2 protein-coding genes are annotated in these 10,503 nt (G+C 40.7%); both read left to right on the forward strand.

Annotation, left to right across the window (positions count from 1 at the left end):
• The first annotated feature begins 17 nt into the window (after positions 1-17).
• The gene (locus ACYSNO_RS11975) at positions 18-7,940 is read left to right on the forward strand and encodes a Cna B-type domain-containing protein (RefSeq protein WP_461731317.1); all 7,923 of its coding nucleotides are present in this window, start codon (positions 18-20) and stop codon (positions 7,938-7,940) included.
• A 505-nt stretch (positions 7,941-8,445) separates the two neighbouring features.
• Positions 8,446-10,236 carry a collagen-binding domain-containing protein gene (locus ACYSNO_RS11980; protein WP_461731318.1) on the forward strand — a complete coding sequence of 597 codons (1,791 nt, stop codon included), beginning with the start codon at positions 8,446-8,448 and terminating at the stop codon, positions 10,234-10,236.
• Positions 10,237-10,503: the final 267 nt, after the last annotated feature.

Consider the following 10,503-nt stretch of genomic DNA (forward strand, 5'->3'; position numbering starts at 1 on the left):
AAACAGGAGGGAAAGTCATGAATAAAAAAATAAAAACACAGCTATCCGCGATCCTAATGATTGCCGTTCTTTTCGGACAATCGTTATTACCGGTAGCAACGGTTTTTGCGGAAGACTTTGCGACGACAAGTACGGAAGTCGCGCAAGAAACAACAGAAACCACCGCCTCAAATCCAGTGGAGGCACTGGCACCGATTAGCGAAAGCATCAGTGCCACGGAAGGAACGAGTCCAGCAACAACGACGGTATCACAGCCGCCGTCAGAGACCGAAACTTCTGCAACCACCGCGACAACAGATGAAACCGTCGTTGCCGAGGAAGAATCCGCCGAGGAAGAGGAGGAACCTGCCAGGGAATCCCACGTCCAAAAGAAAACAACGAGGCAAGTACAAAGCCTAGGGGATCAGACTTTAACGGAGATTCAATTTTCACTGGTTGATAAAAACGGTCAGACAGTGAACTATTCAAATGGCGACACCACGGAAATTGATTTAACGACCATTTCCGGTTTCAAATTAAATCTGAATTTCAATGTTTCAAATAATAATTTAGAAAATCAGGAATTAGAAGCAGGGGTCATCTATGAATATCAGCTGCCAGAACTTCTTGCTATTGCAAATGTAACCGAACCGCAAGCTCTTGGGGATGGAAAAGGTAGTTATACCATTGAAGATGGTGTGGTTAAATTTGTGTTTTCTGAAAACTTCGTGAATACCAATGATCGGAAATTTTTTATTGACTTGTCGGGTGAACTCGAAGGTGGTCCCTTTGAAGACGATCGCTTCCAAAACCTAGAAATTCCTTTTGGAGCGGACCAATCGTTTAACCTAAACTTCTATGATAAAAACGAAGGGTTTGAAGGCGAAGACAAGAAAACGGTTCAAACCTATAAAATGGTCGCTGACAAAAAAGAAGTGACGACTTACCAAGCAACCCACGCGGATTGGGTTATACGGATTAACGATGAAATGAACCACTATGAACAGGCGACCGTTGAAGACGTCTTACAAGCAGGCCATCAACTCTTGCCAGATACTTTTGAAGTCTATCGTATTAAGCGAAATGCTGCTGGTGAAGACAAGGGAGAAGAAAAAGTCAACCTGTCTCCGACTGAAATCACTGAAAACGGCTTTACACTGAACTTTGGCGAGCTTTATGATACCTATGAAATTCGTTACACGACAGCCATCGACCAAAAGGAATTGGGCGCCGAAGCAACCGTCATTAAAAATGCAGCCAACATTACCTTAGGGACAGGTGACAAAAACCCTGTGTCTACGGAAGAGACCATTACTTGGGGAGAAAACCAAGAAACACTTGCGAAAAGCAGCCTAGGGCAAACAGGAGACTTGGTTCGATGGCAAGTCCAATATAATTATAACCAAGCAAGCTTGCCAAAACCGACGATTCTAAAGGATCAATTGTCTCATGGTTCCTTTGATTTAGCTAAATTGAACTTGACGATTCGTGAAGTCACGAAGAACAACCAAGGTCAAGCTCAGATCGGTCGTCAACTTTCGTCAGACGAATACGAGGCAACGATTGATTCAACGACTGGCGAACTAAGGATTGAAATTTTAAATGCGCAAGACAAGGGCTATTTATTGGAATATTCCTCACTTGTACCAGGTGGGCTGGAAGAAGAAACCATTACCAATACGGTAGAAGACCCTGAAGAAAATCAAGCAGAAGCCAAACAAGAAGTCACGACGACACCAGACTTAGCAAAAGCAGGCGTCGTCGTTTCAGAAAATGGTGAAGCCTTTATCGATTGGACGGTTACTTTTAATTCTAAAGGCTATGCTTTTGATCAACCTTTTGTCTTAACCGATACTTTTAATACTAGCCATTTAAAACTTATCGAAAATTCAGTTCAAATAAATGGGGCAGCCTTAAAAGATACAGAAAAATTGGCGAAGAACTCCGAAGGCTTTACGCTAACGATTGCTCCCGTTGAGGCCAAAAAATACGTCTTGACTTACCGGACGAAAGTCACAGCAGACGGCTTAAAGGCAGATAAACTTGCCAATCAGGCCAATTTAAAATGGACGACTGAAGGACCGGGAATTGGTACAGGAGAGATTGGAATCGACGGTATCAAGCCAGGGATTCAAAAAAATGGAAGCTATCGTTATGATAAAGCTTTAGGAAAAGAAGTCATTGATTGGACCATTACCTTTAACCAACAAAAGCTTCAATTAACGAATGCACGTTTGGAAGATACGTTTTCAGACACTTCTTTAAAAATCATTCCAGGCAGCTTTAGCATTTCATCGGAATCGGGTGGTACTCTGGCAGATTCGGATTATACGCTGACAGAAAAGCCAGCAAAACCAGGCTTTACCGTAACATTCAATCAAACAACAAAAACAGAAGTATATACCATTACCTATTCAACCAATACACCGACAGATGCGAAGGGAGAAGAAACCAACGCTTCGGTTAAAAATACAGTAGACTTACACTGGCAAGGAAATACGGACTCTGCCGAGAAAACAATGCTACCAAGACGACCAGGCATTACAAAAACAGGTAGTGTGGAAGTCGATGCCGATGGAAAGAAAAAGAACAAATGGACAGTCACCTTTAACACGAACGAACACGTTATTTATGATTTAGAATTAACCGATACCTTCCAACCAACAACCGCAACATTAATCGGAGAGCCTGTGATCACCTTGGAAGATGGTACAGTCGTTGATTCGTCTACTTATGACATTGTCCATGGTGTCAATGAAGCGGACTTTAAGTATTTCAAAATTAACTTCAAGCAAGCAACAGAACCGAAAAAATATATTTTAACCTATTACACGAGCTTGACTCCTGAGGATGAAAAAGAACATGCCAGAAATGACGTGGAAGTCTTTGGCCGTGGAACGATGAAGACTCCAGATAAGGAAGGTTGGCAAAACAATCAACCAACTTTATCCATGAAAAAAAATGGCGTCTCAATTAATAAAGAACAAGACCCTCGTACCATTACTTGGGAAATCCTTGTGAATACGGCATATCCAAAAACGAATATTTCACTCGTTGGAGCAAAAATTACAGACACCATACCTGTCGATCAAAAACTATTGCCCGATACCATGAAAGTAGAACGGGTTGATACAAAAGATAAGATGACATTAGATGCGGCAAACTACAAGCATGAAGACAATTCATTTGAAATTTCTTTGCCGGATGGTCCTTATCAATATCAAGTCACCTATGAAACAGCAATCTTGCGTTACCCATCTGTAAATGAGAAGAAAGACCGCTATACCAACAAAGCTCAATTGATTGATGGTATAAAAGGTGAGTTTGAAGAAGTCACTGCGTCTATCGATTATTTTAAGGGTAATGAAAATGCACCTGAGAAACAAAGTGCATTCGATGAAAAAACCGATAGTATTGCGTGGACTGTGGATGTCAATCAAGAGGCCATGCCACTAATCAAAGTCGATAATCAAGCAGCTCAAATTATTGACCAAGTGGATAATAAACAAACGTATATTGAAGAGACTTTGGCTGTTTTCGTCAAAATGGGAGACAAATACCAAGCGCTTGAGCCAAAAGACTATACCGCCACTTTTAAGGATAATGATCCGAATGTTAAAGACCAACAGGCGCGTTTAACCATCGAATTTAAGGATTGGACGACGAAAGGTGGAAAAGAAACGGCTGGTAGTATCACTCACCCTTACCGCATTACTTATCGAACTGCCTTAAAACCATGGGTCTTTGGAAATACAAGTGTTGAAAATACGATTGCTTTATCAACCAATGGTGAAGTAGTCGGTGGCAAAGTCGATGGAAATAAGGGATTGGCTAACGTTTCAAAATGGCACTTTGGTGGTGGTGGAAGTAGCACAACGATTCCGTTAACTGTGAATAAAGTCGATAAAGATGAACCAGAGAAAGCCTTATCTGATGTTCAATTCTCACTCGCTTATCTAAAACGCAACGGAGAGCAAAGCCTGTTAGGTGAAAACCTAACCACATCAGATCTTGGCCAGCTAATCTTAAATAAATTGTGGTACGGACGCTTCATTTTAACGGAAACAGAGGCAAAACCAGGTTATACACCAATTGCTCCGATTTATTTTGGTTTGCAAGGAACAGAAGCTGGAGCAACAGAAATTAAGCTCTTTAACAGTGAATGGAAAGAAAGTGAAAATGCCAATGTAACAATCGTTGATGGCATGCTCCAAATCACAAACGAACGTATCAAAAAAGAGATTCAAGCAACCAAAGTCTGGACAGGAGAAGGTCTACCAAGTGTGAAACCAACGATTTGGTTTACTCTTTATAGTCAATCAAATAACAGTTCAGAAGAAGCCAATATAATCTCAACAAAAGAACTCGAAGGTGGCAAAGTCCCAGTAACGCAAGTGACTTGGGGGGATTTGCCAACACATGACGATTCAGGGGAAGAGCTCACTTATTTCGTCAAAGAAACCGATGCTGATGGAAAAGATTTTTCACCAGAATACTATGAGAAGAAAGAAGAGGGTCTGACAGTAACCAATACCTTCACTCAAAAATTTACAGAGCTAAAGGTCAAGAAAATTTGGCAAGACTATGAGAATAAGCATCAAACAAGACCCGAATTTATTTACTTACAAGTACAACAGGATGGAAAAAAATATCAAGAAGTCTTCCAGTTAGGGATTTCTAAAATACTGAATAATTGGGAACATACTTTTACTGATTTACCTGTAGTGGATTCAGACACAGGGAAAGCGCATGACTATACAGTCATTGAAGTCGATAAAGATGGTAACCCAGTAAGCGAAATTCCAGGGAACCGAGACGAATCTATTTACGATGTGACAGTGAACGAGGCAGGAAACGAAATTACGAATACCCTACGCAACGTCACTGAAGTCGCAGGAGAAAAAATTTGGGACGACTTTAACAATAAGGACGAGTCAAGACCAAGTGAGATTAGCGTCCAGCTTTTCCAAAATGATGACCCTAATTATATTCAAACGGCAACCGTAAATGCCAGCAGCAATTGGCGCTATCGATTTACTAATTTGGCGAAATACGACGAGGATGGTACACCATTTACGTATACCGTCAAAGAAAGAGCAGTTCCTGGTTACACTTCTTCGATTGAAGGGACAACGATTACGAATACCTATCGTGGAACGACTGAACTTTCAGGTCAGAAAGAATGGAAAGATAATGATAACTTCTTTGCAACCCGACCAGATGAAATTACCGTCAATCTTTTCCAAAATAACACCAAAATAAAAGAAGCAACGGCAACTGCCGACAGCGATTGGAGCTATCAGTTTACTGAATTGGTAAAATACGACGAGGATGGTAAGCCATTTACGTACACCGTCACTGAAGGAGAAGTTCCTGGTTATACTTCTTTCGTTGAAGGGACAACAATCACGAATACTTTAGAGACCAGAAATATTACGGTTAAAAAATCTTGGGAAGATACAGGTGACCGCTTTGGTTTACGCCCAGCCGCAATTACGGTACAGCTATTGCAAGACGGTGAGACTCTTTCCCAGTTGCCAGCAGTGGAAATAACAGAAGCTGCAGGTTGGACCTACACCTTTACAGGACTACCTGTTTATAAGAAAGGGACAACTGAAAAACATGTTTATACAGTAGAAGAAAATCCTGTTCCTGGCTACGAAGGGAAAATCCCTGAAGGAACAACGGAAATTACGAATACTTTAACAACCATTGATCTACTAGTCACCAAAGGTTGGTCTGACTTTGACAACAAATTTGGCCTTCGCCCAGAATCAATCAAAGTTCATTTATTGCAAAACAACGCTCCGCTTGAAGTTGTTGATGTTGCTGAATTTGGTGCCAATGCCGAAGGTGAGTGGATCTATACCTTTACTGACTTACCGAAATACAATGCCGACGGTGAAGAATATACTTATACCTTAGAAGAGGAAGCAGTTCCAGGCTACCGTTCAAGCATTGTTAACTTGTTATCTGAAGTAGATGGTCAACAGCACGTTAAGATTGTTAACAGCTTAGAAACAACCGAAGTGTCAGTCACCAAAGGTTGGTCTGACTTTGACAACAAATTTGGCCTTCGCCCAGAATCAATCAAAGTTCATTTATTACAAAACAACGCTCCGCTTGAAGTTGTTGATGTTGCTGAATTTGGTGCCAATGCCGAAGGTGAGTGGATCTATACCTTTACTGACTTACCGAAATACAATGCCGACGGTGAAGAATATACTTATACCTTAGAAGAGGAAGCAGTTCCAGGCTACCGTTCAAGCATTGTTAACTTGTTATCTGAAGTAGATGGTCAACAGCACTTTAAGATTGTTAACAGTTTAGAAACAACCGAAGTGTCAGTCACCAAAGTCTGGCAAGATACCTTCAAAGGAAAAGAAAATTACTACAAGGCTCGTCCAGAATCGATTACCGTTCGCTTGAAACAAGATGAAAAAGAAATCATTCAAGTTCCTGCTGTGAAAATCAAGGGAAATGAAACTGGCGTATGGGCGTATACTTTTAGTGATTTACCAAAATATGATGCTACCGGTAAAGAATACAAATATACCGTAACGGAAGATGAGGTTGAACAATACAATCAATCGATTGAAGGAACTTCTGAAACAGGCTTCACACTTACGAATCGTTTTAAAACCTATGCAATCGGTGATTACACTTGGATTGACACGAACAAAGACGGCATCCAAGATGAAGACGAAGAAGTTTTAGAAGGTGTCATCGTTGAACTTTACGATGAAACGGGCAAAATTAAATTAGGTGAAACAACAACCGATGAAAATGGGCGTTACCTCTTTGATGAATTAGAAGCAGGCGACTATCAAGTGAAATTCACTTTAACTGAGGAACAAGCAGCGAAGTATGAATTCACTAAACAAAATACAGATGAAGATACACAAGTTGACTCTGACGCCGATCCTGTTACCGGGTGGACGACAACAATTACGTTAAATGAAAAAAATAGCTTCTTAACGAAAGATTACACCGATCAAGAATTCAAAGCTTCTGAAGGTATCGATCCAACTTGGGATGCCGGTGTGATTTTAAGAGAAAAAATTGAAGTTACAGGGACTAAAGTGTGGATTGGTGGTCCGGAAGAAAAACCAACCATTGAACTACAACTTTACAGAAATAATGAACCGCTTGGTCAACCAGTAACACTTGAAAATGGCACAACGACTTACACTTGGAAAGACCTATACAAAACGGATACAAAGAAAGAACTTTATATCTATACAGTGAAAGAAGTTGGAGTACCAGAGGGTTACAATAAGGTTGAAGAAGGGTTAACGGTTACGAATACAAGAAAAACCTACGCAATCGGCGATTACACTTGGATTGACACGAACAAAGATGGCATCCAAGACAAATCAGAACCTGTCTTACCAGGTGTGAAAGTAGAACTTTACGACTCAAATGGCAAGAAGATTGCAGAAACAACGACGGATAAAAATGGCCGCTACCTCTTTGATGAGCTAGAGGCGGGTGATTATAAAGTGAAGTTCACATTAACAGAGGAACAGAAGAAACTTTATACCTTTACCAAACAAAATGCGGGTCAAAATACGAATGATTCAGATGCGGATGCTGAAGGTTGGACGATTGCATTTACATTGAATGATACGAATCAACATCTCACAAAAGATTATTCGAATCAATCTTTCAAAGCAAGTGAAGGAATTGATCCAACCTGGGATGCAGGCGTGATTCTGAGAGAAAAAGCAACGGGTGAAAATGCGCCAGATGACTTGACTCCAGAAGAACCGCAACAACCAGAAAAACCAGAACAACCAGAAAAAGAATCATCAAAACCAACCGATCCGAAAAAACCAACAACCAATAAAATACCTCAATTAGGTGAAGAATTAACCATCACCTTTGGCGTACTTGGGTTCATGCTGGTTGGATCAGCAGCAAGTGTTTGGACGTTTAGACGTCGTAAGGCAAGAAAATAAAGCCAAGTATTACAAATGAAAAAGAGCGCAGCACCTTACTCCAATAGGGTCTGCGCTCTTTTTGTGCAAAAAAAGTGTGTAAGGACAGACAAAGTGTGTGTTTGAGAAAAAACGTAAATGCGAATCGCTCTTCGAAGCGTGAATAAATGAGTCGTGCTGTTATATTTAAAAAAGGAGAGGCCGTATTTTTTAAAAGAGTAGACAAAATAGTTCATCTTAGTTGTTATTTTATTTAAAGAACAAAATCAGCGAATAAAAAAAAGTGAAATTGGCATAGAAATTGCTTTATCAAGACGAGACATTCTTAAGTACATGCGTCACTCAAATTCGTCGTCTATCATTCGCTGTTTTTTTCTTGACCGCATTTGGTTGGTTAAAGCCGCCTGTGTACTTGTGCTCGTATTCCTAAAAAAAGGGGTAGAAAAAACAAAAATATCGGATATAGAAAATACGTTATTTCAGATAACATAAGAAATGTCAAATGAAAAAAAGGTAAGGTGAAAAAATGAAAAAGGTTCAACGGGGTTATGGGTCATTTGTATTCGGGTTATTATTATTTTCAACCGTTAATCTTCAGCCGATTTGGGCAGAAGATTACGAAACAACAGAAAGTTTTTCTCTGCAAGAAGTATCAACAGACCGTACAAGTCAAATCGCCATAGATAAAGAAGAGCAACACCAAGCTCAGACTTCGGCTGCCCTTCCAGTGCAAGAAGTGGCGCTACCACGTACGGATGGCGCACAACGTATTTCAGCAGATCATTTAATTTGGACGCCAAGTAGTTCAGAAAACCTATTGGGCGGTGCGGATGACTTTAATGCGATTTTATTTGAAGCATTCGTCGATTTTCATGAAACGGGTGGTCCCGTTGCTGCTAAAACGTTTGAGAACGTCAATATTGTGACCTTTGAAGAAGGATTAGCAGGTGGCGTGAATCAATTTTCTGATTATAAGCTTCCTCGATTTAATGTGGCGATACTCGCAGAAGAAGCCATCAAAGGAAAAAAGACGAAGACACATAACGGAGATGCCGTGCTTAGTAGCGAGCAAATGATGGGAATCATTGAACGGGTTTCGCAAACAGGCTCAGAATATGTCAGAGCCTCACAATTAGCCGCATTTATGGCTGCAGCAAAGGCTGATTTAAGTACCTTAAATCAAAAGTTATGGCAACTGCCAATGACAGGATCCACCGGTGAGGACCTTCATGGTCGAATGGAATTAAAAACACAAGCGGGGTTAAATGTTTTTGAAATCGACCCAAGTCAAGGCAATGCGGTCAATATTGTGGACGAATCCAAAGACAATACCATTGTAATCAAAGTGAAGGGGAACAATTTAAAATTTAACTCTATTGCTTTAAATGGAACCGCAATTAATTTTGAAAATACCAATCAAATTGCGAATCGGATTTTGTGGGTCTTTGAACCAAAATCTTCAACAGTGACTTTCAATCAAACCAATTTAACAGGTTCCGTGCTAGCTCCCTATGCCAACGTCATATTTCAGGGTGGCTACAGCGCAATCAATGGTACATTAATTGCCAATCGATTAGACGGACAAGGTTCCAATTCAGAGTTACATTATATCGGGCGTTATATTGGAAAATTAACGCAAAAACCGGAAATCCCTGTCGAACCAGAAGAGTCGACCGATTCCAGCACTACGTCTGATAGCGATTCAAGTCCAGCTTCAAGTACTACAACAGAAAGCGAAACGACGCCTGAATCGAGTACTACAACAGAAAGCGAAACGACGCCTGATTCGAGTACCACAACAGAAAGCGAAACGACGCCTGATTCAAGTACCACAACAGAAAGCGAAACGACACCTGAATCGAGTACTACAACGGAAAGCGAAACAACGCCTGATTCAAGTACCACAACAGAAAGCGAAACGACGCCTGATTCGAGCACCACGACCGACAGTGACTCGACCTCAAACTCCAGTACAACACCCGATACGGATTGGGAAGATCCTTTTGATCAGAGAGAACCGGACGATTCAGAAGAGCCGCTTCAATCGGAGGATTCCTCTAGGCGTCCTGGAAAACCGCTGGATGACAACGAGCCACTTCATTCAGGAGAGCTGAAAAATCCAACGACTCCTAGTTCCAATCAACCTAGCCAAAAACTACCACAAACAGGTGGAAGTGGACAAAAAGCAAGCAAGAAAATCGATTCTGTGAAACGCTTGCCACAAACAGGTGAATCTAGGCAAGCAGACATGGCTCTTGCCTTGGTTGGAGTGGGAATCTTGATTACAACAGGTTATTTCTGGCTTCGAAAAAAATAAGAGTGTATGATTCATTTGATCCAAAAAAATTTCATAAATAAAGAAGAGATTGGGTTATATTTGCTTGACGGACAGTTCATTCCTCAACCTTTGACCAATCAACAATATGAGCCATCAAAAAAAAGCAGGACCTACGAATGTGATATGCTCCCCTCATAGTAGACACTAGAAAAAATAAAAATTCTAGTCTACTATGAGAGGAGTTTTTTGTATGTCTAAAAGAAGTAAGCACACCGCTATTGAAAAGTATCATTGTATTTTACCTGT

The sequence above is a fragment of the Enterococcus sp. LJL98 genome, assembly GCF_054871745.1.

Excerpts from the sequence above, each read along its gene's own strand:
- ACYSNO_RS11975 (WP_461731317.1), top strand. The coding sequence starts at position 18 with ATGAATAAAAAAATAAAAACACAGCTATCCGCGATCCTAATGATTGCC.
- ACYSNO_RS11980 (WP_461731318.1), top strand. The coding sequence starts at position 8,446 with ATGAAAAAGGTTCAACGGGGTTATGGGTCATTTGTATTCGGGTTATTA.